Annotated in this window: 25 protein-coding genes; 15 read left to right on the top strand and 10 right to left on the bottom strand. The window is 60.8% G+C overall.

Going from position 1 to position 25053, the window contains the following annotated elements:
• Positions 1-115 precede the first annotated feature (115 nt).
• The 3 genes from ABID12_RS12750 to ABID12_RS12740 all read right to left on the bottom strand — a co-directional run bounded on the left by ABID12_RS12750 (position 116) and on the right by ABID12_RS12740 (position 2308).
• Entirely contained in the window at positions 116-421 is a 306-nt protein-coding gene (locus ABID12_RS12750) for an ArsR/SmtB family transcription factor (protein ID WP_106306445.1), read from the bottom strand.
• A 109-nt stretch (positions 422-530) separates the two neighbouring features.
• Positions 531-1241 carry a HugZ family pyridoxamine 5'-phosphate oxidase gene (locus ABID12_RS12745; protein ID WP_354434509.1) on the bottom strand — a complete coding sequence of 237 codons (711 nt, stop codon included), beginning with the start codon at positions 1239-1241 and terminating at the stop codon, positions 531-533.
• On the bottom strand, positions 1238-2308 hold the full coding sequence (locus ABID12_RS12740) for a quaternary amine ABC transporter ATP-binding protein (RefSeq protein ID WP_354434508.1): 1071 nt from the start codon (positions 2306-2308) through the stop codon (positions 1238-1240). The genes ABID12_RS12745 and ABID12_RS12740 overlap by 4 nt, the downstream gene beginning before the upstream one ends.
• A 221-nt stretch (positions 2309-2529) precedes the next feature.
• On the opposite strand from ABID12_RS12740, the gene ABID12_RS12735 reads away from it, so the two are divergent.
• The 5 genes from ABID12_RS12735 (at position 2530) to ABID12_RS12715 (ending at position 6935) form a co-directional block, all read left to right on the top strand.
• Positions 2530-3111, top strand: a complete 582-nt coding sequence (locus ABID12_RS12735) for a thymidine kinase (RefSeq protein WP_319518938.1) — start codon at positions 2530-2532, stop codon at positions 3109-3111.
• A gap of 226 nt (positions 3112-3337) precedes the next feature.
• Positions 3338-4345 (top strand): thiosulfate ABC transporter substrate-binding protein CysP, encoded by a 1008-nt coding sequence (gene cysP, locus ABID12_RS12730; RefSeq protein ID WP_354434507.1) that lies wholly within the window; start codon positions 3338-3340, stop codon positions 4343-4345.
• A gap of 101 nt (positions 4346-4446) precedes the next feature.
• On the top strand, positions 4447-5310 hold the full coding sequence (gene cysT / locus ABID12_RS12725) for a sulfate ABC transporter permease subunit CysT (RefSeq protein ID WP_106306460.1): 864 nt from the start codon (positions 4447-4449) through the stop codon (positions 5308-5310).
• 18 nt (positions 5311-5328) lie between these two features.
• The gene (gene cysW / locus ABID12_RS12720; RefSeq protein WP_435528235.1) at positions 5329-6162 is read left to right on the top strand and encodes a sulfate ABC transporter permease subunit CysW; all 834 of its coding nucleotides are present in this window, start codon (positions 5329-5331) and stop codon (positions 6160-6162) included.
• A gap of 20 nt (positions 6163-6182) precedes the next feature.
• Entirely contained in the window at positions 6183-6935 is a 753-nt protein-coding gene (locus tag ABID12_RS12715) for an ABC transporter ATP-binding protein (RefSeq protein WP_354434506.1), read from the top strand.
• An 18-nt stretch (positions 6936-6953) separates the two neighbouring features.
• Here the strand turns inward: ABID12_RS12715 and ABID12_RS12710 are convergent, their stop codons facing one another.
• Positions 6954-8447: a UbiD family decarboxylase gene (locus ABID12_RS12710; protein ID WP_354434505.1), complete on the bottom strand. Its 1494-nt coding sequence runs from the start codon at positions 8445-8447 to the stop codon at positions 6954-6956.
• 106 nt (positions 8448-8553) lie between these two features.
• Between ABID12_RS12710 and ubiT the strand changes: the two genes are divergently transcribed.
• From ubiT to ubiV, 3 genes are read left to right on the top strand one after another with little or no spacing between them, the layout of a single operon-like run.
• The gene (gene ubiT / locus ABID12_RS12705) at positions 8554-9063 is read left to right on the top strand and encodes a ubiquinone anaerobic biosynthesis accessory factor UbiT (protein ID WP_394706112.1); all 510 of its coding nucleotides are present in this window, start codon (positions 8554-8556) and stop codon (positions 9061-9063) included.
• Positions 9054-10031 carry a ubiquinone anaerobic biosynthesis protein UbiU gene (gene ubiU, locus ABID12_RS12700; protein ID WP_319518941.1) on the top strand — a complete coding sequence of 326 codons (978 nt, stop codon included), beginning with the start codon at positions 9054-9056 and terminating at the stop codon, positions 10029-10031. Before ubiT ends, ubiU begins: the two co-directional genes overlap by 10 nt.
• An 11-nt stretch (positions 10032-10042) precedes the next feature.
• Positions 10043-10954, top strand: a complete 912-nt coding sequence (gene ubiV, locus ABID12_RS12695; RefSeq protein WP_354434504.1) for a ubiquinone anaerobic biosynthesis protein UbiV — start codon at positions 10043-10045, stop codon at positions 10952-10954.
• Positions 10955-10959: 5 nt separating this feature from the next.
• Here ubiV and ABID12_RS12690 read toward each other — a convergent pair whose 3' ends face one another.
• The 3 genes from ABID12_RS12690 to ABID12_RS12680 all read right to left on the bottom strand — a co-directional run bounded on the left by ABID12_RS12690 (position 10960) and on the right by ABID12_RS12680 (position 13658).
• A complete protein-coding gene (locus tag ABID12_RS12690) occupies positions 10960-12045 on the bottom strand; it encodes a nickel/cobalt transporter (protein WP_354434503.1) in 1086 nt (361 codons plus the stop codon).
• Positions 12036-12677 (bottom strand): DUF1007 family protein, encoded by a 642-nt coding sequence (locus tag ABID12_RS12685; protein WP_435528230.1) that lies wholly within the window; start codon positions 12675-12677, stop codon positions 12036-12038. The genes ABID12_RS12690 and ABID12_RS12685 overlap by 10 nt, the downstream gene beginning before the upstream one ends.
• Before the next feature lie 66 nt (positions 12678-12743).
• Complete coding sequence (locus ABID12_RS12680) at positions 12744-13658, bottom strand: LysR family transcriptional regulator (RefSeq protein ID WP_354434502.1); 915 nt, start codon at positions 13656-13658, stop codon at positions 12744-12746.
• Between the two features lie 531 nt (positions 13659-14189).
• Here ABID12_RS12680 and odc2 point away from each other — a divergent pair.
• Together odc2 and ABID12_RS12670 are read left to right on the top strand one after the other, a co-directional pair.
• On the top strand, positions 14190-15323 hold the full coding sequence (gene odc2 / locus ABID12_RS12675; protein WP_319518942.1) for an ornithine/lysine decarboxylase: 1134 nt from the start codon (positions 14190-14192) through the stop codon (positions 15321-15323).
• 122 nt (positions 15324-15445) lie between these two features.
• On the top strand, positions 15446-16045 hold the full coding sequence (locus ABID12_RS12670; protein ID WP_354434501.1) for a GNAT family N-acetyltransferase: 600 nt from the start codon (positions 15446-15448) through the stop codon (positions 16043-16045).
• Positions 16046-16135: 90 nt separating this feature from the next.
• Here ABID12_RS12670 and ABID12_RS12665 read toward each other — a convergent pair whose 3' ends face one another.
• Positions 16136-16702 (bottom strand): GcrA family cell cycle regulator, encoded by a 567-nt coding sequence (locus ABID12_RS12665; protein ID WP_106306494.1) that lies wholly within the window; start codon positions 16700-16702, stop codon positions 16136-16138.
• 378 nt (positions 16703-17080) lie between these two features.
• On the opposite strand from ABID12_RS12665, the gene ABID12_RS12660 reads away from it, so the two are divergent.
• The 4 genes from ABID12_RS12660 (at position 17081) to ABID12_RS12645 (ending at position 21064) form a co-directional block, all read left to right on the top strand.
• Positions 17081-18277, top strand: a complete 1197-nt coding sequence (locus ABID12_RS12660; RefSeq protein WP_106306497.1) for an aspartate aminotransferase family protein — start codon at positions 17081-17083, stop codon at positions 18275-18277.
• A 21-nt stretch (positions 18278-18298) separates the two neighbouring features.
• Entirely contained in the window at positions 18299-19219 is a 921-nt protein-coding gene (gene argF, locus ABID12_RS12655; RefSeq protein ID WP_354434500.1) for an ornithine carbamoyltransferase, read from the top strand.
• A gap of 41 nt (positions 19220-19260) precedes the next feature.
• Positions 19261-20250: an Hsp33 family molecular chaperone gene (locus ABID12_RS12650; protein ID WP_354434499.1), complete on the top strand. Its 990-nt coding sequence runs from the start codon at positions 19261-19263 to the stop codon at positions 20248-20250.
• 121 nt (positions 20251-20371) lie between these two features.
• On the top strand, positions 20372-21064 hold the full coding sequence (locus ABID12_RS12645) for a TetR/AcrR family transcriptional regulator (protein ID WP_354434498.1): 693 nt from the start codon (positions 20372-20374) through the stop codon (positions 21062-21064).
• Between the two features lie 16 nt (positions 21065-21080).
• Here ABID12_RS12645 and ABID12_RS12640 read toward each other — a convergent pair whose 3' ends face one another.
• A complete protein-coding gene (locus ABID12_RS12640; protein ID WP_435528229.1) occupies positions 21081-22685 on the bottom strand; it encodes a DHA2 family efflux MFS transporter permease subunit in 1605 nt (534 codons plus the stop codon).
• A gap of 45 nt (positions 22686-22730) precedes the next feature.
• Positions 22731-23861, bottom strand: a complete 1131-nt coding sequence (locus ABID12_RS12635; RefSeq protein ID WP_354434497.1) for an HlyD family secretion protein — start codon at positions 23859-23861, stop codon at positions 22731-22733.
• Between the two features lie 281 nt (positions 23862-24142).
• On the opposite strand from ABID12_RS12635, the gene ABID12_RS12630 reads away from it, so the two are divergent.
• Positions 24143-24928 carry a TerC family protein gene (locus ABID12_RS12630; protein WP_354434496.1) on the top strand — a complete coding sequence of 262 codons (786 nt, stop codon included), beginning with the start codon at positions 24143-24145 and terminating at the stop codon, positions 24926-24928.
• The last annotated feature ends 125 nt before the right edge of the window (positions 24929-25053 follow it).

Here is a 25053-nt window from a genome sequence, read left to right as displayed (position 1 = left end):
TAAATTTTCGTGGAGCACGTTATCAGCGGATGAAGCGCCGTCAAGCAGTAAGGCGGCGCGCACGGGGCCTTGTGACGGCCCGGTTTTTCAAAATCGCTTCCGGCTCGGTGTCGCATCACCCCGTCAGGGTGTCGCGCCAGTTCGGCTGATCGTCATAAATGTCGTCGAGGGTCTCGAGCAGCTTGCGCACGGGTTCGGCATGGGTGCTGTAGTAAATGGTCTGCGCTTCCCGCCGGGTTTCCACCAAGTTTTGCGAGCGCAACTTTGAGAGGTGCTGCGACAGGGCCGACTGGCTGAGGCCGACACGGTTGGCAAGCGCACCCACGGGCATCTCGTTCTCGATCAATACGCACAAAATCTGAAGCCGTTTCGGATTGGCCATTGCCGAAAGCAGGCCAGCTGCAATGGCGGTTTTGTCCATTTGTGTATCTGCGGTCACGATGATGTTTCCTTTGTTGATTTCGGCGCCAAGTAATTTCTGTATCCGCTGAAAAACTTACACAAGTGTGTATTGAAAAGTAATACGAAATTTAGGGTATTTTTTCGACTATATCACGGACAAATGTAAAAACATCATCATGATTTTCGGCAGTTTTAGCAAATTCTGATCTTTCTGTTGCGTCTCCTTTTTTAATATAGATGCCTTCAGGATCGATAGTTATGAGCGTGTATTCTTTCTTTTTGGCTTTTTCGAATATGACTTCTGCATGCTTTTTTGCATAAGTGAGGTCAAACCATTGATATGCCGCCAATGCATTCTGCCTGACGATATCTGTCCCCTCCAGAAAATAGGCCTTCCCGAAACCGCCATTGAGATTGGCCGATACCGGCTCCAGGCGGAGCAGGTTGAAATCGGGGAAGTCAATGTAATTCTTTGCTTTCTTATGGAGGTCGAGAAACCGCTGACGCAGCCGTTCATGGTGGTCACTTTCCCGTATGACGGGGCTTACATGGCAGCGCGTGGTCAGTCGGGGATGGGCGAGCGGGTCGCCTTTGCCGGGCTCGCCCGTCAGGAGCGATACCCGCGGGTCGCGTTCCATCGCCTGCGTGTGGACAGAAAGGCGGGAAACGAGAATCACCGGTGTGCCGTCAATATCCGTTGCCAGCAGCACGCGGCTTGCCAGGGGAAAACCGGTCTCCGGTTCGTTCACGGCCAAGGCGGCAAAAGGCGCTTCGCGAATGAGTTTCCGGGCGAGGGTTCGTGCCGCATCATCGGTTTCGCGCAGGACGTTCTGGTTCATCGGGAAACCTCGTTCGGGTCCGGGCCCGGCCGGTGTCCGCCAAGATGGGCCATCACATCGCTCTCGGTGATCGTTCCGGTAATCCGTCCGCGGTCGATGACCGCGATCACGCCCGGCCGTTCAGCAAACGCGCGCAGCAGCAAAGCGATGGATGTCTGCGGCTTGACCGTTGCCGAAACCCGGGTCTCAAGCCGGGAACGGTCGGTCACGGGCTGCATGATATCCTCCGCCGTCAGCACCGCGAACTGGTTGGTGCGGGCAACGAACTGGGCAATATAATCGTTTGCCGGCGCCCTGATGATGTCACGCGGCGTTCCTGTCTGAACAATCTTGCCGGCCTGCATGATCGCAATCCGGTTGCCGAGCTTGATGGCCTCGTCGAGATCGTGGCTGACGAACAGGATGGTTTTCTTCAGCCGTTGCTGCAGCGAAAGCAGTCCGTCCTGAAGATGGGCGCGGATCAGGGGGTCGAGTGCGGAAAACGGTTCATCCATGAGCAAAACCGGAGCGCCGGTCGCCAGCGCGCGCGCCAGTCCGACGCGCTGCTGCATGCCGCCGGAAAGCGAATGGATCGGCTGATCGGCCCAGTCGGAAAGGCCGACGAGCGCCAGCTGTTCTTCAACCCGCTCGCGCCTTTGTCTGCCGTTGATGCCCGCAAGCTCAAGCCCGAAGCCGACATTTTCGGCCACGCTGCGCCAGGGCAGCAGGGCGAACTGCTGGAAGACCATCGATACGGAACGGCTTCTGAGCGCCTGCAGGGCGCGGTTTCCGTCCTTGTATGGCGCGACCGGCCCGCTGTCGGTGTGCACGACCACGCTGCCGCGGGTGACCGGCGCCAGACCGTTTACAGCGCGCAGCAGGGTCGATTTGCCGGAACCGGAAAGGCCCATCAGCACGACGATCTCGCCTTCGCCGATGGTGAGCGACGCATTGCTGACGCCGACGATATTGCCGGTCCTGCGCTGGATATCGTCGCGCGAAAGTCCGGCGTCAATCAGCGGCAGGGCCCGGCGGGGACGCCTGCCAAAAACGATGTCGATATTGTGGAGCTCCACAGCCTTGTTCATGGAAGAACTTTCGAAGCAGATCACGGATATTGGGTGTTTGTGAACCGGAAGGGCGCATGCCTGACCGGGGAGATGTTTTTCACAAACCGGCCGGTACGGCAAGTCATGCCCTTTTGTCTCGCGGGCGAAGAGAGTGCAGCGTGTTTCCTGTGGTTTGCCGCTTTTTGCACTTTATTATCGCCTGCGCCTGACGGCAAAAGGAGGTCGTAAGGATCGGGACAATGGCAAAACTTCACTTCTATTACGCAACGATGAATGCGGGAAAATCGACCCTGCTGCTGCAGGCCGCCTATAATTACCGCGAGCGGGGCATGCATGCGGTGATCCTGCTGGCCGAGCTTGATGACCGGGCCGGCAAAGGCGTCGTGTCATCGCGCATCGGGTTGAAGGCGGAGGCGGTGACGTTCGGTCCCGAAACCGATCTGTTCGAACTGACGGCCCGGCTGAACGATGAATGCAGCATGGACTGCCTGTTTGTCGACGAGGCCCATTTCGCCACCGCAGAGCATATGTGGCAGCTGGCCCGGGTCGTGGACGAACTGGGCCTGCCGGTCATGGCCTATGGTTTGCGGTCGGATTTTCGCGGCGAGTTGTTTCCCGCGTCCAGAGAGCTGTTCGTGCTGGCCGACGAGCTTCGCGAAGTGCGCACCATATGTCATTGCGGCCGCAAGGCGACGATGGTCGTGCGTCTCGACGGTGCAGGAAACGTTCTGCTGGACGGCCCCCAGATCGAAGTCGGCGGCAATGAGCGTTACGTCTCCTATTGCCGCAAGCACTGGAAAGAAAAGACCGGTCGCCGCTAGTGTTTAGCGGCGCGATCGACGGGTTCCGGGCATTCAACGGTAAAACAACCTGAAAACGGGAGGTCGCGGCCTGTCCTTCCGGCAACGGAACCAAACGGCGTCAAAACGACGAAGATTGAATTTAATTTTCTAACGGTGGCCGGTTACGGCGAACGGTTTTCTTGGATTGAGCGATCAACTTTTCTAAATTTCGCCACAGTTCGAAACACGAAAAAATGGTTTCCCGATGAAAAAGACACTTTTCGCCGCGCTCGGCGCCGCTCTCCTTCTGACCGCCGGCGCCCCGGCAAGGGCCGACGATCAGGTGGAAATCCTGAACGTGTCCTATGATATCGCGCGCGAACTCTACGCGACGATCAACCCGGCTTTCGCCGAATACTGGAAGAACGAAAGCGGACAGGATGTCACCATCAAACAGTCCCATGCCGGCTCTTCCAAGCAGGCCCGTGCGATCCTGCAGGGGTTGAAGGCCGACCTCGTGACCTTCAACCAGGTGCTCGACGTGCAGGTGCTGGCCGATAACGGCTTTGTCGCCGAGGACTGGCAGCAGGCCCTGCCGAACAATGCGTCGCCCTATTATTCGCTGCCCGCCTTCCTGGTGCGCGAGGGCAATCCGAAGGACATCAAGGACTGGGACGATCTCGCCCGCGACGATGTGCAGCTCGTCTTCCCCAACCCGAAGACCTCCGGCAACGCCCGCTACACCTATCTGGCGGCCTATGCCTATGCGCTTGAAAAGTTCGATGGCGATGACGCCCAGGCGCGTGAATTCGTCGGCGATATTCTCGGCAATGTTGCTGTCTTCGATACCGGCGGCCGCGGCGCGACCACGACCTTTGTCGAACGCGGTATCGGCGATGTGCTGATCACCTTCGAGGCAGAGGTGGAAAATATCCGCGCCCAGTATGGCGAGGATGAATATACCCGCGTGGTTCCCTCGATCTCGCTTCTGGCCGAATTCCCGGTTGCCATCGTCGAGAAGGTTGCCGAACAGCGTGGCACGCTTGATGTTTCCAAGGCCTATCTGGAATTCCTCTATACCAAGGAAGGCCAGGAAATCGTCGCCTCGTTCAACAACCGCGTTCACAACCCGGAAGTGAAGGCCGAATATGCCGACAAGTTCCCGGAAGTGAAGCTGGTGACGGTCGAAGACGTCTTCGGCGGTTGGGGTGAGGCCAACGAAACCCACTTCAGCGATGGCGGCGTGCTGGATCAGATCCAGTCCGGCAACTGAGCCTGATCTGCTGACAATCCGGGGCCTGCGCTTTGGCGCGGGCCTCTTGCCTTTTCGCCGCCGATGTGTTGCATCGAGCCTTCACATCAAGCAGGGCCACCATGTCGATTTCGCTTCCACAAGCCAGCCGTCCGCGACGGGCCGCCCGCCGGGTTATCCCCGGTTTCGGCCTGACACTCGGCGTGACGCTGCTGTTCACCTGCCTGATCATCCTGCTGCCGCTCAGCGCCCTGTTCTTTCAGCTCGGACAGCTCGGGTTTGCTGATTACTGGCGGATCATCTCGTCCGACCGTACCCTTGCAGCCTTCCGGGTGACGATTTCGGCCGCACTGATGGCAACGGTGTTCAATGCCTGTTTCGGCCTGCTGCTGGCCTGGGTCATCGTGCGCTACAAGTTTCCCGGCAAGCGCCTGCTCGATGCGTTGATCGACCTGCCGTTCGCACTGCCGACGGCTGTTGCCGGTATTGCGCTTGTCGCCCTTTACGACCGCAATGGCTGGATGGGGATGCTGCTTTCCGAGATGAACATCAAGGTTGCCTATACCTGGTGGGGCATCGCGATCGCCATGACGTTTACCTCCGTGCCTTTCGGGGTCAGGACCGTGCAGCCGGTGATGGAAAGCTTGCGCACCGATCTTGAGGAAGCCGCGCAGACGCTGGGCGCGCGTGACATTCAGGTGTTTCGCCACATCGTCTTTCCGCAGCTCTGGCCAAGCTTCATCATGGGCGCGTCGCTGGCCTTTGCCCGCTCGCTGGGGGAATTCGGCGCGGTGATCTTCATTGCCGGCAACATGCCCTACAAGACCGAGATCGCCTCGCTGCTGATCATGATCCGTCTCGATGAATATGATTTTCCGGCCGCAAGCGCGATTGCCGGAACGCTGCTTCTGCTGGCGCTCATCGTGCTGGTCGCCGCCAATATCGCCACCGGACGCGCCGGCCGGCACCTGAAGAGGGGAGGCTGAGCCATGGCGGAGAACACCATGCATCCGCAGGTTCGCGCCCTGATGCGCCGCCGCCGTGCCCGGCGTTTCGTCCTGGTCATCATTGCCGTGGCGTTTGCGGCGCTGGTGATGGGACTGCCGAGCCTTGCGATTTTCGTCCGCGCCTTTTCCGAAGGTGTCGGGGTCTACGCCGCCAGCATTACCGAGCCGGAAACCGTTCATGCGATCATGCTGACGGTGATTACCGCGCTGATCGCGCTGCCGGTCAATATCGTCTTCGGCATCTGCGCGGCATGGGCCGTCACCCGGTTCCGCTTTCCCGGCCGCCGGGCGCTGGTCACCATCATCGAACTGCCGTTTTCGATTTCGCCCATCGTTGCCGGTCTCTGCTATCTGCTGGTCTATGGCTCGACCGGCCTTGTCGGCGGCTTCCTCGACCAGTGGAACATCCAGCTGATGTTCAATCTGACGGGGATCGTGCTGGTCTCGCTGTTCGTGACCTGCCCCTTTGTCGCCCGCGAACTGATCCCGCTGATGGAGATTTCCGGCCGGGATCAGGAGGAAGCAGCACTCACGCTCGGCGCCAATGGCTGGCAGACGTTCTTCTACGTCACGCTGCCGAATATCCGCTGGGCGCTGCTTTATGGCGCGGTTCTGGCAAACGCCCGCGTTATCGGCGAGTTCGGCGCCGTCAGCGTCGTCTCCGGTAATATTCGCGGGGAGACGATGACGCTGCCGCTGCAGGTCCAGCTTCTTTATGACGATTACAATGTCGCCGGCGCCTTTGCGGCAGCCACCATCCTTGCCGTCATCGCCGTTATCACGCTGATCTTGCGGGCGGTGATTGAAATGCGGCATCCGAATGTGCACTGAGATCAACCGGGAGGCCGATCATGGCTCTTGAGATCGAGAATGTTTCGAAATCCTACGGCAGCAATCTTGTGCTGGATGCCGTCAATCTCAACGTGGCGCCCGGCGAATTCGTTGCGCTTTTGGGCCCGTCCGGCTCCGGCAAGACCACGCTGCTGCGTATCATTGCCGGATTGCAGTTTGCTGAAAGCGGCCGGCTTTTGATGGAAGGCGAGGATATTACCGGGCTTGAGGCGCGGCTGCGCCGTTTCGGCATGGTGTTCCAGAGCTATGCGTTATTCGAGCATATGAGCGTGGCCGACAATACCGCCTTCGGGCTGAAAATGCGTCCGCGCGGGCTCCGGCCGTCGCGCAGCGAGATTGGCGAGCGGGTGAAGGCGCTGCTTGATATGTCCGAGATCGGCCACCTTGCCGATCGTTATCCCTCGCAGCTTTCCGGCGGCCAGCGTCAGCGCGTGGCACTGGCGCGTGCACTGGCCATCGAGCCGCGCCTGCTGTTGCTGGATGAGCCATTTTCCGCGCTCGACACCAAGATCCGCAAAGGGCTGCGCACCGCGCTGCGCGATCTGCAGCGCAAGGTCGGCATTTCCGCCATTCTGGTGACCCATGATCAGGAAGAGGCCTTCGAGATCGCCGACCGTATCGCCGTGATGTCTGAAGGCCGGATCGAGCAGTTCGGCACGGCGGAAGAACTGGTGCGCTCACCGGCAAGCCCCTTTGTTGCGGAGTTTCTGGAAGGCATGGCGAACTACGAAAACCAGGGCGCCGGTATCTGACCGGGCTGCGGGCGGGGCTCAGAGCCCCAGTTCGTGCCACATCCGGTCGACGCTCTGCCGGACCGTGTCCGACATCGTCAGCACCTTGCCCCATTCGCGATCGGTCTCCGGGCCGATCTTGTTGGTCGCATCAAGGCCCAGCTTGCCGCCAAGCCCCGGTTTCGGCGAGGCGAAATCGAGATAGTCGACCGGTGTTCCTTCCAGAAGCAGCGTGTCGCGCGAGGCGTCGAAGCGGGTGGAAAGCGCCCACATCACATCATCCCAGCTTCTGACATTGACGTCGGGATCGACGATGATGATCAGCTTGGTCATGTTGAATTGCGATAGCATCGACCACAGCCCCATCATCACCCGGCGCGCCTGGCCCGGATAACGCTTGTCGATCGAGGCGACGATGGCGCGGTAGGAGCATGCCTCCGGCGGCAGATAGATGTCGGTGATCTCGGGAAACTGCTGCTTGACCAGCGGAATGAACAGTTCCGTCATCGCTTCGCCCATGATCGATGGCTCGTCCGGCGGCCGCCCGGTATAGGTCGAAAGATAGACCGGCTTCTTGCGCATGGTGATCGCCGTCAGGGTGACGACCGGGAAGCGCTCGACCGCGTTGAAATAGCCGGTGTGGTCGCCGTATGGCCCTTCATCGGCTTCCTCGGTCACCGAAACCGTGCCTTCCAGCACGATTTCCGCATTGGCGGGCACGGAAAGCGGCTGGGTGAGGGCGGAGGCGACGCGGGTCTTGCGGCCCCGCAGGACGCCGGCGAAATCGAGTTCGCTCATGTCTTCCGGCAGCGGCATCACGGCCGACAGGATCGTCGCCGGGTCTGCGCCGATGGCGATCGCCACGGGCATGTCCTTGCCCGCCTTCTGCCATGAGCGGAAGTGTTTTGCCCCGCCGCGCTGTTCGAGCCAGCGCATGATCAGCCGGTTTTTTCCCAGCACCTGCATGCGGTAGATGCCGACATTGGCCGGACCGGCGGGGCCGTAATCGCGGGTGATCACCAGCGGCCATGTCACCAGCGGCGCCGGCTCACCCGGCCAGCACCACTGGATCGGCAGGCGGCCAAGATCAACCGCATCGCCGCGCCAGACGACTTCCTGACAGGGCGGACGGTTTTCCTCCTTCACGCCGAGGGAAAGCGCGGAACGGAGCAATGGAAGACTGCCCATCGCGTCCTTCAGGCTTGCCGGCGGGTGAGGGGACTTCAGCTCGCTCAGCAGCGTTGCCAGTTCACCGATCCCGCCTTCTGCCAGACCGAACCCCCATTCGACGCGTTCGCGCGTGCCGAACAGGTTGGCGACCAGCGGAATTTCACTGATTCGCCCGGCTTCATCGACCGGTTTTTCGAACAGCAGCGCCGGGCCGCCCTTGGCAAGCACCCGTCTGTGGATTTCGGTGATCTCGTGTTTCAGCGCGACAGGCCGTGCGATCCGCTTCAGCCGGCCACGGCGTTCGAGCGTGTCGAGGAAGTCCTGAAGTCCGTCATAGCGGTGCGGCGGCGTTTCTTTTTTCATGTGCTTTCATTGACGTTCGCAAAAGCGGTGGTCTTTGCGCTAGCTCAAATCGCAGTGCCGCCTCTGCCGATAGTTTGCAGCCATCAAGGCTTAACAAAAGGCAGAACTGATGAGACTTCCGCCAGCACTCGCCATCCCGTTCGATCTTGTGCCGGTCCCGATTGCCGAGCGCACCGCCAACATGCTGCTGCAACGGCTGATGCGCCGCCATCCCGGCCTTTTCGAGCGTCTGGGAGAACACAAGGCCAAGCGCTATGCGTTCCGGCCCATCGATCTTCCCTTCGTCTTCGTCGTCGCGCCGGCAGAGGAAGAAGTCACCGTATTGCGCGGCGATGCGGAAGACGGCGCCGATGCCTCCGTCGAAGGCCCGTTCTTCATGCTTCTGGCGCTGATGGAAGGACGACTGGACGGCGATGCGCTGTTCTTTTCGCGCGATCTGGCGATTTCGGGCGACATGGAGGCCATGCTGGCGCTGAGAAACGCGCTTGATGATTGCGAGATCGACCTGCCGAGCGACCTTTCTACGCTTGCTGGCCCGTTCGCGCCGGTTGTTGCCCGCACGGCCGCGCGCATTCGCGGCAAGGTCCTGTTCGAGGAGCCGCATTCATGGAGTTGATCTGCCCGGCGGGGACACCGTCCGCCTTTCGCGCTGCCGTCGATGCCGGCGCGGATGCCGTCTATTGCGGCTTTCGTGATGAAACCAATGCCCGCAATTTCCCGGGGCTGAATTTCTCCCGAGAGGAACTGGGCGAGGCGATTGCCTATGCCCACGGGCATGGCGCGAAAGTGCTTGTCGCGCTCAACACCTTCATGCGTGCCGGGGCCGAAGAGGTCTGGTATCAGGGCGCGCGGGATGCCTCGCGGCTCGGCGCCGATGCCCTGATCCTGGCCGATATGGGGCTGATGGCCTATGTCGCGGAAAACCTGCCCGAACAGCGCCTGCATGTTTCGGTTCAGGCGTCGGCTTCCAATGCGGATGCGATCAGTTTTCTGGTTGAGGCTTTCGGCGCCAAGCGCGTGGTTCTGCCGCGCACGCTGACGATTGCCGATATCGCCAAGATTTCCAAGGCCGTGAAATGCGAGATCGAGGTCTTCGTCTTTGGCGGGCTTTGCGTGATGGCGGAAGGGCGCTGCGCGCTGTCTTCTTATGCCACGGGCAAGTCGCCCAACATGAACGGTGTCTGCTCGCCGGCAAGCCATGTGCGCTACCGCCGGGAAGGCAATGAGATGGTCTCCGAACTCGGTGGTTATACGATCAACCGCTTCGGTCAGGGCGAGCCTGCCGGTTACCCGACGCTCTGCAAGGGCCGGTTCGATATCGGCGAGGCCTGTGGCTATGCCTTCGAGGACCCGGTCTCGCTCGATGTGATGAGCGAAATCGATGCACTGCGCGAAGCCGGAGTTTCGGCGCTGAAGATCGAAGGGCGCCAGCGCGGCAAGGCCTATGTCGCCGAAGTCGTTTCGACGCTCAAGGCTGCGCTTGATGCCGATCCCGAACGCCGGGCGGTGTTGCTGGCCGGGCTTCGTGGCCTGTCGGAAGGGCAGAAGACGACGTCGGGCGCTTATGAAAAGAAATGGCGATAAGGGAGAATAGGATGATCAGCACGCAACTCACGCTCGGCCCGGTCTACTATCTCTGGGACGGCCCGAAATGGCGCGACTTCTATTTCCGCATCGCCGATGAGGCTCCGGTCTCCCGCGTCATTATCGGTGAGACGGTCTGTTCCAAGCGTCAGCATTTCATCGATCCCTATATGGACGAGGTGGCCGAGCGGCTGGAGGCGGCCGGCAAGGAAGTCGTCATCTCCACCTATGCGCTGGTGACGCTGATGCGCGAGACCAAGAAGCTGCGCGCCGTTGCCGCCGAGAGCGAACGGCTGATCGAGGTGAATGACCTTTCCGCCTTCATGTATCTCGACAGCCGTCCCCATACGGTGGGACCGCTGGTCAGTGTCTACAACGCCGCCACGGCCAGGTTGCTGAAAACGCGGGGTGCGACCGCGCTCTGCCTGCCGCCTGAACTGCCGATGAACTCGATTGCGGCGATCGCCGCCGGCGATCCCGGCGTTGAACTGGAGGTCTTCGCCTTCGGCCGGGTGCCGCTTGCGATTTCGGCGCGGTGCGCCCATGCGCGCTCCAAGGGCAAGATCAAGGATAATTGCATGTTTGTCTGCGCGGAAGAGCCTGACGGTCTCGATGTCCGCACGCTTGATCGCCAGCCTTTCCTCAGCCTCAACGGTGTTCAAACCATGTCGCACACCTGTCAGGCCCTGCTCGGCGAGCTGGACGAATTGAGGCGCGCCGGCATCAACCGCTTCCGCCTGTCGCCGCAGGATTGCGACATGGTGGCTGTGGCAAGGGTCTATCGCGATGTGCTTGACGGCCAGCTCGACGTGCAGACCGGCAAGGCGCGGCTGAACGCGATCTATCCCCAGGCCCCGCTGTCCAACGGGTTTCTCTATGGCAAGGAAGGGGCGGCCTTCGTGGCGGCGGAAGCCGGAGACTGAAGCCGTCAGCCGGCCATCGAGGCGGCAAACAGCGTCAGCCCCATCAGCATGACCAGAACCGCACCGCCGATTTCGATGGTGCGGCCGATGACGGTGGCGCGGTGCGAACCGTCGCCGGCAAGACGCACGGCAAGGCCCTTGGCGGAAACGGCGATGATGGCGAGTGCCGATACGGTGATCGCCGTGCCGATCGCCATGGCGAAGACCGAGGCGATGCCTCCGAGGATCAGGCCGTTCAACAGCGCGAAGGTCAGCACGATCAGGGCGCCGGAGCAGGGGCGCATGCCTATGGCGAGGATTGCCGCGCCGGCGCTTCTCCAGTCGAAACGCTTGCCGCCAAGCGTCGAGGGCTCGGGCATGTGCGCGTGGCCACAGCCGCAATCGGGCCCGTGAACATGGTCGTGGTGAACATGATCATGGTGATCATGATGGCTGTGATCGTGTTCAGCATGGGCATGATGATGATGGGCATCTGCCGCATGATCATGGGCATGATGGTGTTCGCCGGCCGGTCCTGCGGCAACGGCTGCATGGGCGTGCCCGCCTGAAAACAGCGGGCGTGACTTGGTGAACACCAGCCAGGCGCCGAAGCCTGCGATCAGCAGAAAGCTTGCCCGCTCCATGAACAGCGTGGCGTCGCCCATGGAAACGGCGGTGCCGCGCAGCAGAAGATAGGCCGTTCCCACCAGAAGTATGGCCATGATCCCCTGTGCCAATGACGACAGCAGCGAAATCAAAATCCCGCGTTTCAACTCTGTCTCGTTGGCGATCATGTAGGACGAAATCACCGCCTTGCCATGGCCGGGTCCGGCGGCGTGAAACACGCCATAGGCAAAGGAAAGCCCCACCAGCCCCAGCATCTTGAAAGGATCGTCCTGCATCGCCTTCAACGCTGCAGTCAGCGCTCGGTAAAACTGCTGCTGGTAGTGGTTTACGGTTATCAGCACGCTTTGCAGCGGGCCGATGGAGGAGGAGAATGATGGTTCCGACGCGCCGATGCCGAGCGGGGACTGGGCGGCAGCAAATTTGGCGCCGGCGACAAAGGCGAGGACCATAAAAAGCGTGGCGAGGAGGGGACGGGCTAGTCGCATGTTATATCCAGCTTGGTGGCGAACAGCTTGCTCATGTCGGTCGGGTCGTTGAAGAACGCGTCGGTCAGACTGTTGGCGTTTTCCGAAAGAATTTCGTCCGCATCCGGCCGCAGCACGGTTTTCGTGCATTTGTCGAAGGCGTCGCCCTGGGTCACCAGGTCGCTATCGTTGCGGAAATCGATTGCGGTGTACATCGTCGGATCATAGACGCCGAAGGTCAGATGGCCCGACAGCGGTAGCGGATTTTCAGGCCTTGCGGCAAAAAACAGCAGCAATTGCCCGTCGACCATATCGGCATGAATGACATCGGGCTTGGCAAGCTTCACGTCCTCGCCATCGGCGGTGATCTGGGTGTAGTAATTGTATTCGGCAAGCGACTGGCGCACGGTTTCGCCGATATCGGTCAGCTCGTCGCCGGTCAGCTGATTGTCGAGATTGGCGTCGTAGTCGAGAATGACGGAGGAGGAGAAGAATTCGTCGAAACGCCAGACATTCTGCAGCGCTGTGACATTGCCGTCGTCATCGGCGACCACCTCAAGCCGGGCATCGACGAATACATGCGGATGCGCAAACGCAGGGGCTGCAGTCCCTGCGGCAAGCAAGAGGCCGTAAAACGCGGCTTTCAATTTCAATTCGCTTCCCCCGGTCCGCGGTGTTGACCGTTTCGTCCATAAATGATGATTGAGTCAGAAACGTGCTTACTGATTTTTTTGATAGTCGTTTTGCCTGAACCATTGCGACAGAAAATCGACGAAGGAGCGGACCTTTACCGGAAGATAGCGTCTGTGGGGAAAAACCGCATAAATGCCGGAATGTTGCGGGCGGTATTCATCGAAGAGCGGCACCAGTTCGCCGCTGTCGATCGCCCGGCGGGCGACAAAATCCGGCAGCAGGGCGATACCGAGACCGGACAAGGCCGCACGCATGGTGACCATCGGCGAATTGACCTCGATCGGTCCCTGGATCGGCACGCTGAAGGCGGTGCCGTCTTCCGGGTTCTGGAACCGCATGGTGTTGAAGGCTTTCGGGTTGGTGTCGATGATCACCGGAAGGTGGGCAATATCCGCCGGCTTTTCGAGCGGCTTGTCCAGACTGGCGATAAACGCAGGCGAGGCGCAGACCCGGTTGATCGAGTCGGCAAGCTTGCGCGCGATCATGGTCGAGTCCTCGAGCGTGGTAATGCGCACCGCGACATCATAGCCCTCCTCGACCAGATCGACGAAACGGTCCTCGGCAACGATCTCCAATGTCAGGTCGCTGTGGGCTGTGGCAAAATCGATCAGCGACTGGCCGGCCGGGGCATCGACAAAGGTGCGGGGCACCGAAACGCGAAGCCTGCCGCGCAGGTCGGTATTGTTGGCGCGCACCGCGTCGGAGAGGTTGTCGACCTCCTGAACGATATCGGCTGCGCGGCGGAAATAGATGTGGCCGGCCTCCGTCAGGGAAAACTGCCGTGTGGTTCGGTTCAACAGCAGGACGCCGAGATCGTCTTCGAGTTCGCGCACATATTTTGATAACAGCGCCTTCGAACGCCCGGTCTTGCGGGCGGCGGCCGAAAACCCCTCGGCTTCGACCACATCGATAAAGGCACGCATTCGCGTCAAGGTGTCCATAACCGCTCCTGTTGGCTGGCGGAAAATTTTGTTTGAGTTTTGTCAAACAGATAGCACGAATGCGATCGATTGCAGGAGGATTTTGGGGTCCGCCCACTTGATTTTCAAGTGGGTTTTGCATATCTGTCCGCTTGCCCAAAGTCGCGCGTGCCTGTGGGTGTCCGCCGAACCCTCGAATGGTGAGGAACTCGGTAAGGTACCTGGAATTAACCCCTCCAGTCGCTTCCCCGGCCAACCGGTCAAGCGAGGACATCTTGAAGCAACGACGGTGCGGGCCTTTCTGGTGTCTCCCGGCTCTCCAACAGCCGGGGTACTAAAGAGGCACATACCATCATTGCCGGAAGTGCGGTTGGGATATCCCTCCAATCCAAGGCAGACAAAGCCGGACGAGTCCCTGAACGGGCTTGTTCAAACTTGAGCGGTCGCCGCAAACGGTCCCCGGGGTCTCCACCGGCCGGGTTCGTGCGCGGGTCGATGCGCCCTTTGTCGACCCTAGCGTCAGGGTCATTGCTTCGAAAGAAGGGGGTTACCATGACCACCGAACGTATCGCGGAATTCTTCAAGACCCGCCGTCCCGAAGGCCCTTGCCTGGTTGTCGATCGCGAAGTCGTGCGCGACAACTACACCGCATTCCGCCGCGCGCTGCCCGATAGCGCCATCTACTATGCGGTCAAGGCCAATCCCGCGCCGCAAATCCTTGAGCTTCTCGCCAGTCTCGGATCCAACTTCGATTGCGCCTCCGTCGCCGAAATCGAAATGGTCCTGGAGGCCGGCGCTGGCGCCGAGCGTATTTCCTATGGAAACACCATCAAAAAGGAGCGCGATATTGCCCGCGCTCATGCGCTCGGCGTCAACCTTTTTGCTGTCGATTGCCATGAGGAAGTCGAAAAGATCGCCCGCGCCGCCCCCGGCGCCAAGGTGTTCTGCCGCGTTCTGACCGATGGCGAAGGCGCCGAATGGCCGCTGTCGCGCAAGTTCGGCTGCGTTCCGCCGATGGCTGTCGATGTGCTGGTCTATGCCCATCAGCTGGGTCTGGAAAGCTACGGCGTTTCCTTCCATGTCGGCTCGCAGATGACCAAGCTCGAAGCCTGGGATGCGGCGCTTGCAGACGCAAAGCGGGTTTTCGCACAGCTGGCCAAGCAGGGCATCTATCTGCAGATGGTCAACATGGGCGGCGGTTTCCCGACCAAGTATCTGCGCGATGTGCCGACGGCTGAAGCCTACGGCCAGGCGATCTTCGCAGCGCTGTCGCGTCATTTCGGCAACCAGTTGCCGAAGACGATCATCGAGCCCGGTCGCGGCATGGTCGGCAATGCCGGCGTCATCAAGTCGGAAGTCGTTCTGGTTTCCAAGAAGTCGGATGAGGACGCGCATCGCTGGGTGTTCCTCGATATCGGCAAATTCGGCGGTCTCGCCGAAACCATGGACGAGGCGATCCGCTACCCGATCCGCACCGAGCGCGACGGCGACGAGATGGAGCCCTGCGTTCTGGCCGGTCCGACCTGCGACAGTGCCGACGTGATGTACGAGAAGAACATGTATCCGCTGCCGATCACGCTGACGATCGGTGACGAGGTTCTGATCGAGGGTACGGGTGCCTATACCACGACCTATGCTTCCGTGGCCTTCAACGGCTTCGAACCACTCAAGTCCTACGTGATCTGAAGACCTTCAGATGATGGGTGTGAAGTGGGACTGCGGCCCTCCCTGCGGCCGCAGTCCCGGTATCATGCCGGCGCGGCTGCCGCTGCCGGTCCTTGAGGCTGATTTTTTGGGGGATTTGGCTGATGGCCCCTTTCTTTCAGGACAATGTCGTTTTCGCTGATGCGCCGGCTTTCACGATCTGTGAAGAGGCCGCTTTCGACGTCATCGCGCGTGAAAACCTGCTCGATCGCGCCATGGGGCCGATGCGCCGGAAAAAATCGTCGGAAAAGCTGCGCCGCAACCGGCTGCCGGCCGAAGGTCTGGCCCTCGTTGCGCGCGATCATAACGGCGTGCTGATCGGCACTGTCCGGCTCTGGCATGTTGATGCCGGTGTCGATGCGTCCGGCCGCGCGGTTTCGGCGCTGCTGCTTGGCCCGCTCGCCGTTGACCCTGCTGCTGGCGGCATGGGCGTCGGTTCGGCTTTGATGCGGGCAGCGATTGCAGCCGCTGAGGCCCGTGGCCATGGCGCAATCCTGCTGGTCGGCGACCCGGAATACTACCAGCGCTTCGGCTTTTCTGCCGACAAGGCAGAGCAGCTCGTCATGCCCGGCCCGTTCGAGCGCCGGCGTTTTCTCGGCCTTGAGCTTGAAGAGGGATGGCTTGCCGGTGCTGCCGGCGTTCTCGTCGCCAGCGGTGTTCGCGCACCGTCGGCCCGGGCCAAGCCGCTGCGCCGTGCGGCCTGAGTGTCGGGGCAGCCGCATATCGGATAAAAAAAAGACCCTCAGGGCGTTGCCATGAGGGTCTTTTCGTATTGCCTGTTCAGCGAGCGCTGATCAGCTGGCCCGGCGCCGTTCGCTGACCGGCTGATAGGCAAGCTTTGCGTGGTATTTGCAGTAAGGGCTGTTTTCCGGGGACTCGCAGCCGCAGAAATAGAAGTCTTCCTGGGTCGGGTCGCCGACCGGCCATTTGCAGGTCTGCTCGGTCAGATCGGTCAGCGCGATCTTGCGCATGATCGGCACGACATTGTTGTCGGGCGCGGTCTTCTGTTCCGGGGCGGCTTCCGCTTCGGCAACGACTTCCTGTTTCAGCGCGGTCGCGCCTGCAGTGCGCGGAGCGCTGCCGGTCGATGTGGATACGGGGGTGTCCGACGGCTTGCGGCCGCCCGCGCGAGACGCGAAATTCGGTGCGCGCGGCGGTGTCGTGTTGCGGGCCGTTGCGCGGGTTGCCGCAGAAGGCGCGCTTCCGCCGCTCTTGGCGCGTCCGGGCAGGGCCAGACGGTGCACCTTGCCGATGACCGCGTTCCGGCTCACGCCGCCGAGCTGATTGGCGATCTGGCTCGCGCTCAGCCCTTCGGACCAGAGTTGTTTGAGTTTTTCAACACGCTCGTCTGTCCAGCTCATGCCTTGTCTCCGGCTGTTTGCGGGCGGAATCAACCACCATGCTCCGGAATGTCTCCGAAACAGGAAAGTGTCGCCAATCCGGGTAATCAGATCCGCCGCCTGCAGTATTCTGTTGGACGTAAGTTAGGCCGATGGCACTATCGTGGCAAGGCGACAGCGAATCGCCGGAATCCTTTTTCGGGGTTTTCCCCAACTTGGTGTTTTTCGCATTTGTCATATGCCGCCCGCAGCAATGTGCTGCGCTGCACTGCATTTGTTGACATTGAGGTTGGAGATGACAATATACGGCCAGCCGCCGCTCGAGGCGGCATTTTTAATTTTAACAACCGCCACAGACCCAAAAGGCTGGCATCTTTCCTTGCCGGGAGTTTAATCATCATGTCCGGAACATCGCCGCTGTTCAACACCTTCGCCAGAATACCGCTCCGGTTCGAGCGCGGCGAAGGCGTCTGGCTTGTCACGGACAGGGGCGAGCGATATCTCGATTTTGCCGCCGGCGTTGCCGTCAATTCGCTTGGTCACGCCCATCCGCATCTGGTGGACGCGCTGAAGGATCAGGCCGAAAAGCTCTGGCATGTCTCGAACCTCTATCAGGTCTCGGGCCAGGAAAGGCTTGCCGAACGGCTGACCGAGGCCACTTTCGCCGACAAGGTGTTCTTCAACAATTCGGGTGCGGAGGCGCTTGAAACCGCGATCAAGACCGCGCGGCGCTATCATTTTGCCAAGGGAAACCCCGAAAGGATCGACATCATCTCCTTCGAGGGAGCGTTCCACGGCCGTACGCTGGCAACGATCGCCGCCGGCGGGCAGGCGAAATACATGGAAGGTTTCGGACCGAAGGCACCGGGGTTCGTCCAGATCCCGCCCGGCGATATCGATCTTCTGAAGGAGACGGTCAGTGAAACCACGGCCGCACTCCTGATCGAGCCGATCCAGGGGGAGGGCGGTGTTCGCCCGGTCGACAAGGCCTTCCTTCAGGCTCTGCGCACCCTTTGCGATGAACAGGGCCTGCTGCTGATTTTCGACGAGGTGCAGACCGGCGTCGGACGGACGGGAACCCTGTTTGCCTATGAGCAGACCGGCGTTGCCCCGGATATCATGGCGATTGCCAAGGGTATAGGCGGCGGTTTTCCCGTCGGCGCATGCCTTGCTACCGACGAAGCCGCATCCGGCATGGTGCCCGGCGTGCATGGCACGACATTCGGCGGCAATCCGCTGGCCATGGCCGTCGGTAATGCGGTTCTCGATGTGGTCCTGGAAGACGGGTTTCTCGAGCATGTTCGGCAGATGGGGCTTTTATTCCGCCAGGGCCTTGCCGAACTGAAAGACAGCTATCCCGATGTGATCGAGGAGATCCGCGGCGAGGGCCTGATGGTCGGCGTCAAGGCCAAGGTGCCGGCCGGCGCGCTGGCCGAAGCGATGCGTGACGAGAAACTGCTCTCGGTTCCCGCCGGCGACAATGTCGTGCGCATGCTGCCGCCGCTCACCGTCAGTGACGAAGAAGTCCGGGAAGGCCTTGCGCGGCTTTCGCGCGCTGCAGCGAAACTGTCCGTTTCGCCCGCCCGGTCCGCCTAAAGCATTAGAAAGAGTAGTTCCATGTCCTCTCCGAGACATTTTCTCGATCTCTCCGCCGTTTCGGCAACCGCGCTGCGGGATATCCTTGATCACGCGGCCACGCGCAAGACCGCGCAGAAGGCGGGCACCGCCGACAAGCCGCTGGCCGGCAAGGTGCTGGCGATGATCTTCGAAAAACCGTCGACGCGCACCCGGGTGTCGTTCGATATCGGCATGCGTCAGCTTGGCGGCGATACGCTGGTGCTGTCCGGCAAGGACATGCAGCTTGGCCGCGCCGAAACCATCGGCGATACCGCCCGGGTGCTGTCGCGTTATGTCGATGCGATCATGATCCGCACCACCGACCATTCGCGGCTTCTGGAACTGGCCGAGTATGCGAGCGTGCCGGTGATCAACGGGCTGACCGATGCCACCCATCCCTGCCAGATCATGGCCGATCTGCAGACCTTCGAGGAGCATCTGGGGCCGGTGGCCGGCAAGACCATTGCCTGGACCGGTGACGGCAACAATGTGCTGCATTCCTTCCTCGAAGGGGCGGCGCGGTTCAAATACCGCATGAACATCGCCGTGCCGCCGGGTTCGGAACCGGAAAGCCGCTTTGTCGACTGGGCGCGCAAGGAAGGTGCTGAAGTGACCTTCTTCGAAAGTGCCGAGGATGCGGTTGCGGGTGTCGATTGCGTGGTGACCGATACCTGGGTCTCGATGAACCAAGAACACAAGGCGCGCGGACACAATGTGTTCCAGCCTTTCCAGGTCAACGCCGATCTGATGGCGCGTGCCAATGATGATGCGATCTTCATGCACTGCCTGCCGGCGCATCGCGGCGAGGAAGTGACTGACGAGGTGATGGACGGGCCGCAATCGGTCGTGTTCGATGAGGCCGAAAACCGGCTTCACGCCCAGAAATCCGTACTGGCCTGGTGCCTCGGCGCAATCGACTGAGCCACCGGCCGCCCCCTGAAACGGGGCGAAGGAGACAGATTATGCAGGATTTGGAAAAGCAACTCGGCGAACTCGGTTTCGCCGGAGATGACATGGTTGTGCCCTTCCAGGTGGATGCGCTCGATGTGCGCGGCCGCACGGTCCAGCTCGGGCCGCTGCTTGACGCCATCCTGACGCGCCATGAATATCCCGAACCCGTTGCCCGGCTGCTTGCCGAAGTGGTGGTGCTGACGGCGCTGATCGGGACATCGCTGAAGTTTGAGGGCAAGTTCACCGTTCAGACCAAGAGCGACGGCCCTGTCGACCTGCTGGTTGCCGATTTCTCGACGCCGGATGCACTCAGGGGCTATGCCCGTTTCAATGACGAGGCATTGCGGGCTGCCGTGACGGCCGGTATGGCCGCGCCCGAGCAACTGCTCGGCAGCGGCGTTCTTGCCTTCACCATCGATCAGGGCAGTTATATGCAGCCCTATCAGGGCATCGTACAGCTCGACGGCAGCTCGCTTGAAGATATCGCCATGGGTTATTTCCGGCAGTCGGAGCAGATCCCGACGGCCGTCCGGCTTGGCGTCGCCAAACTGCTGGATCGTGACGAAGACGGGCAGCCGCGCGAACGCTGGCGGGCCGGTGGTCTGGTCGCCCAGTTCCTGCCGGAAGAGCCCGACCGCATGCGCCAGCCCGATCTTCACGGCGGCGATGGCGATGACGGCCAACTTTCCCATGCGCCCGACGACGCGTGGACGGAGGCGCAGGCCCTTGTCGAAACCATCGACCTCGATGAGATGACCGATCCGGAAGTGGGCGCCGAACGCCTGCTCTACCGCCTGTTCCACGAACGCGGTGTGACGGTTTATCCGGCGCAGGAGGTCTATGACCGCTGCAGCTGTTCGCGGGAGCGTATTCTGGGCGTGCTCAAGGGCTTCACCGCCGAGGAAATCGACGACAGCACCGAAGACGGCAAGATCACGGTGACCTGCGAATTCTGCTCGACACCCTACGTCTATACACCGCAGGATGTCCGCGACGATTGAGGTTCAATCGAACCGGACAGTTCACTAATTGATTGAAATGCGCCGGGCCTCAGCGTATCCCTAGGGGAAACGTGAAAGGCTGACGGCGCATTTCTTTCGGTGCGCCGGCGAGTGGGTTGAAATGGGTTTTGCAACTTCGAAAAGCAGGTTCTGTCGGCGCGATGAGCCGAAACGGCATGCGTTGCGGCGCATGGGGCGGCATGCGGCCGGCGAGGACCCGGCCAAGCGGCAGCAGATACTGGAGGGCGCCCGGCAGGTGTTCATGAATGTCGGCTTCGATGCTGCCAGCATGAACGATATCACCCGGGCGGCAGGCGTTTCAAAAGGCACGATCTACGTCTATTTTGAAAACAAGGGCGAACTGTTCCAGACCATCATCCTCGAAGCCAAGCAGGTGATTTTCGAGGATCTGCGCGCCACGCTGAATGCCGAAGGCCCCGTCGAGGACATCCTGAAGCGCTTTTCGATACGCCTTGCCTCCGGCATGACCTGCGAGGAGACGGTCAAGGCGATGCGCATTGCCATCGGGGTTGCCGAGCGTTTTCCCGAACTCGTGCGTTCGTTTTTCGGTGATCATCCCGACAATCTGGTGGATACGGTAAGCGATTTCGTTGCCGAGCGGACCCGACTCGGCGAGCTTCGGGCCGAAGATCCGCGCCTTGCCGCCATCCAGCTTCTCGAGCTTTCCACCGGGCATTTGTGGAAGCGCCGTCTTTTCGGCCTGATGGAAGCTCCGCCGAGCGAGGCGGAACTTGTTGAAATGGCGGATAATGCCGTTGCGCTGTTTTTGAGCGGATACGCCGCCCGCGCCTGACCTTTTTTCCGAAACCTCAGTGGCCGCCGCCGCCGCCAGCGCCCTCCTGCGGCTTGCGCACCAGAAAGCTGCAAATGGTCAGGAAGGAAAACAGCACTGTCAGCAGCACGAAGACATCGATGAAGGCCAGCAGCCAGGCCTGTTGAGAGACCATCTGGCCCAGTTGCAGCAGAGCCGCCTTTTCACCGTCGAGACCGTGGCTGGAATAAAGCCCGCTGAGTGTTCCGACCCATTCCTGTGTCGTGCGGCTTGCCGCATCCACGGTTTCGGCGAGACGATCATAGTGGAAATCGTCGCGGCGGCTCAAAAGCGTGTTGATGATTGCAAGACCGACCGCGCCGCCGAGATTGCGGGTCAGGTTGAACAGGCCGGAGGCATTCTTGACGTCTTCCTGCGGCAGCGTGCCAAGCGCGATGTTGGAGACCGGGATCATCGAGATCATCAGCGCCACCCCGCGCCCGGCTTGCGGCCAGAACAGTTCCCAGTAGTCCCATTCGGCGGTGATGTGGGTCATCTGCCAGGTGCACAGTGCGAACAGGCCGAGACCGATGCCCATCATCACACGCGGATCGAGCTTGTTCTGCAGCATGCCGGCAAAGGGCGCTGTCGCCATCATGAAAGCGCCGGTCACGAACATCGTCTCGCCGATCATCAGCGCATCATAGCCGCGGATACGGGCCATATAGAGCGGGAACAGATAGACGAGGCCGTAAAGCCCGATGCCCAGCGAAAACGAGAAGATCGAGCCGACGGCGAAGTTGAAATTGCCGAAGGCCCTGAGTTCGACCACCGGATAGCGGCTGGTAAAGGAGCGGTAGAAGAACGCGATGCCGGCGATCACCATCACCACGAAGGCGTAGCGGATGACGTCGGCCTGAAACCAGCCCTCGATATTGCCTTCTTCGAGGAAATATTCGAGCGATCCCAGAAACAGCGCCATGGCGATGAGGCCGATCCAATCGAAATGCTTCATGATCGAATAGTCGGGTCGGTCGAAATCGATCAGCAGCCAGGCGCCGATTGCGACCAGAATGCCGGGCACGACATTGACGAGAAACAGCCAGTGCCAGGAAAAGGCATCGACGAGATAGCCGCCGACGGTCGGGCCGATGGTCGGCGCCATGGTTGCCACGAGGCCGACAACCGGTATCACGGTTGAGCGTTTGGACGGCGGAAAGGCGGTAAACGCCACGGCAAAGACGGCCGGCACCATGCCGCCCGACATGAAGCCCTGCAGCGCCCGGTAGATGATCATCTGGTCGATCGAGGTGGCTGTCGCGCACAACGCGCTGCAGGCCGTGAATGCTGCTGCTGAAACGGAGAACACCACGCGCGTGGAAAAGATCCGCGCCAGAATGCCCGACAGCGGGATCATGATCACTTCGGCAATCAGGTATGAGGTCTGGACCCAGGCGATCTCGTCGGCGCTGGCTGAGATGCCGGCCTGAATGTCTGTCAGTGCGGAAGCGACGATCTGGATGTCGAGGATCGCCATGAACATGCCGAAGGCCATGACAATGAAGGCCGCCCAGGTGCGACCGCTGACATGATCGGAGGGCACTGCCGGGGCTCCGGCAGGTACTTCCCCGCTATGGTCTTTGCTTTCGGCAGTCTCTGTCATGGCTTGGCTGTCCGGTGGGAAGGCACGGTTGGTCGACGGCCTTTGTCAGTGTTTGTCGGTGACGACCTTGCCGAGCGTGCCGTCCGGCGCCGTGCGGCTGTCGGCTCTTGCGGTCACCGAAAGCCCGGCCTTCAGATAGCCCTTGTCGAGCATGTCCTGCGGTATCGAGATATGTACCGGAATGCGCTGGACCACCTTGGTGAAATTGCCGGTCGCATTTTGCGGCGGCAGCAGCGCGAAAACCGCGCCCGAGGCGGGTGAGAACGACACGACCTTGCCGGTGAAATCATCATCCTCGAATGCGTCGACGCTCACATGAACGCTTTCGCCGATGCCCAGACGGTCAAGGTCGGTTTCCTTGAAGTTGGCCACGACATAAAGGTCTTCCGTTGGTACCAGCGCACCGAGGCGGGTGCCAGAGGAAACCAGATCGCCGACCTGAACATTCCTGTTGCCGAAGACGCCATCGAACGGCGCCTTGATTTCGGTGAAGGAGAGATTGCGTTTGGCGAGATCGATGGCGAGTTGACGTTCCTTCAGGGCGGCCTGCTGCTGTGCAAGCTGTGCCTGGGCGGTGGTGATATTCGACCGGGCAACCTCGATTGCGGCATTGGCGGCTTCGACCTGTGCCTTGAGTTGGTCCACCTGGGCCTTGGCGTCATCGAAAGCCGCGACCGTTGCCGCGCCCTTGTCCTTCAGCGTCGTGGCGCGCTCAAAGGCGCTTTTGGCGTTTTCGATCTGCGGATCGAGCGCGGCGCGGTTGGCCTTGGCCTGGGAAAGCGAAGCCTTGGCGCCGGCAATCTGCGCCTCCGTTGCTTTCAGCGCGACATTCTGGGCGTTGAGCTGGGCTTCGGCCTGTGACAGCGCATTCTGGTAATCGCCATCGTCGATCTTGACCAGAAGGTCGCCCTTTTTGACGCGCTGGTTGTTCGCCACTTCGACGCTTTCGACATAGCCGGAAACCTTCGGCGAAATCGTCGCGATATCGCCTTCGATATAGGCGTCATCGGTGGAAACGATGAAGCGGCCCTCGGTCCACCATTGATAGCCGAACCAGCCGGCGCCGGCGATGATGGCAAGGCCGATGACGGCAAAGACGATCCTGCGCGCGCCACCAGACTTCTGCGCCGGTTGGCCTGCGGAGCCAGCGTGATTGCCCTCGTTTTCGGTGCTCATACTGAAAGGCCTTTCTGTGCTGAACATGGGAGGATGTTCGGCGAATGAACGGACTGATCTTATTTCGAACTGAAGAGTTCGATTTGCAGGATTGCTAATGCGCCTCGTATGCCGCCCTGTCAACCCGCGCGCCCTGAAGCGCTCTCGTGGGAACCGGGATCGCGCAATGGCGTTGATGGTGCAGGCAACGATTTGTGGCTATAGGTTTTGAATGCAGCGCCAGGCGATGAACCGCGCCGACCCCGAGACAACGCCCCTGCCGGGCATAAGAGGAGACCGCATTGACCGATCTGATTGCTCTGGCAACTCTGCCCGAAGCCTGGGCGGCACTTGTCACCCTGATCATCATGGAGGTCGTGCTCGGCATCGACAACCTGGTCTTCATCTCGATCCTCACCAACAAACTACCGGAAAGCCAGCGGCGCAATGCCCGGCGTATCGGGCTCGGGCTGGCGCTGGTGCTCAGGCTCTTGCTTCTGGGAACGGTGGCCTGGATCGTTCAGCTGACGACGCCGCTGTTTGAGGCTTTCGGCCATGGGTTTTCATGGAAGGATATCATCCTGATTGCCGGCGGCCTGTTTCTGGTTTGGAAGGCGACCAAGGAAATCCACCACAATGTCGATCCTGAGGAGCATCCCGGCGAACTGGTGGGCGGTGCCGTCAAGACCGGCTTTACCGCTGCGATCTTCCAGATCCTGCTGCTCGATCTGGTGTTTTCCATCGACAGCATCATCACCGCCGTCGGCATGACCGACCATCTGCCGATCATGGTGATCGCCGTTATCGTCGCGGTAACGCTGATGCTGGTGGCCTCGGGTCCGCTTGCCCGTTTCATCGAGGCAAACCCGACGATCGTGATGCTGGCGCTTGCCTTCCTGCTGATGATCGGCACCACGCTGATTGCCGACGGGCTCGGCTTTCATGTGCCCAAGGGCTATGTCTATGCGGCGATGACCTTTTCCGGTCTTGTCGAACTGCTCAACATGCTGGCGCGCCGCAAAAGACGGCTGGATCGGGCGATGGCGGGCGAAAATCCGGCTGCAGACGCTTCCGGGTCGGGCCATTAAGGCTTGGCGCTTGACGCCACGGGTTGAATATGGCCTAAGGCAGGCCAGAAGAGCCGCCCTCGATCACGGGTGAACTATGCCCGGCGGCCGACAATGAAATTCAGCATTCGAAAAACTCTTTCGGC

The organism is Martelella mangrovi, assembly GCF_040545495.1.
In the GTDB taxonomy this organism is placed as follows: domain Bacteria; phylum Pseudomonadota; class Alphaproteobacteria; order Rhizobiales; family Rhizobiaceae; genus Martelella; species Martelella mangrovi.
This window is presented reverse-complemented; position numbering and strand designations above follow the sequence as displayed.